1 protein-coding gene is annotated in these 961 nt (G+C 67.2%); it reads left to right on the top strand.

Annotated features, from left to right (window positions below):
* Nucleotides 1–51: 51 nt before the first annotated feature.
* Nucleotides 52–961 (top strand): IS5 family transposase gene (locus IEZ31_RS55800; RefSeq protein WP_373294895.1). Its coding sequence is split into 2 segments (ribosomal slippage), with 911 coding nucleotides annotated over them: nt 52–430 and nt 430–961; the frame shifts between segments, so codons are not numbered across the junction. This gene is flagged as partial in the annotation.

Below are 961 nucleotides of genomic sequence, written 5' to 3' on the forward strand. Positions count from 1 at the left end.
CTAGGGCGTGTCTCGTGGATCATCGGTGTCGGATGCGGTAGATAGACGGCTGTGTCTCGACGACATGAGCTGACTGATGAGGAATGGGCGTTGCTGCAGCCGCTGTTGCCGCCTGATCCTCCGCGTGGTGGTCGCTGGCGGGACCATCGCACGGTGGTCTCGGCGATCCTGTTCCGGGAACGGACTGGGATCACCTGGCGGGACCTGCCTGAGCGGTTCGGGCCGTGGAAGACGGTCTACCAGCGCAAACGTCGCTGGGCGATCGACGGAACCTGGACGCGGATCTGCGACGCGCTGCGCATCGACTGCGACGCCGAGGAAGGCGAGGACTGGACCGTGTCCGTGGACAGTTCCTCAATCCGGGCGCACCCACACGCCGCCGGCGCCTGCCATATCCCAGCCCTCGACCATCCGAAAAAGGGGAAGCCGCAAAGGACGAATCGGGCGGCCGGGAGTGCCTCGGACGGTCCCGGGGCGGGCTGACGACGAAGCTGCACCTGTCCGCGGACCGGCGCTGCCGGCCGATCTCCCGGCACACCACGCCGGGGCAACGCGCCGACTGCACCGGCTTCGCGCCCGTGATGGCCGGTATCCGGGTGCAGCGCCGGCGCGGGCGTCCCCGGACCCGGCCCGGGCACGTCCTGGCCGACAAGGCGTATTCGTCCAAGGCGATCCGGGCACACCTACGCCAACGCGGCATCACCGCAACCATCCCGGTCAAGGCCGACCAGGCGGCCAACCGCCGCAAGAAAGGCTCCCGCGGCGGCCGGCCACCCAACTTCGACCGCGAACGCTACAAACAGCGCAACACCGTCGAACGCTGCATCAACAAGCTCAAGCAGTTCCGCGCCGTGGCGACCAGGTACGACAAACGTGACTACATGTACCGCGCCACCGTCGACATTGCCACGATGAAGATCTGGCTACGCGACCTCACCAAAGATCCACGAGACACGACCTA

The sequence above is a fragment of the Dactylosporangium sucinum genome, assembly GCF_014647515.1.
Classification (GTDB): Bacteria; Actinomycetota; Actinomycetes; order Mycobacteriales; family Micromonosporaceae; genus Dactylosporangium; species Dactylosporangium sucinum.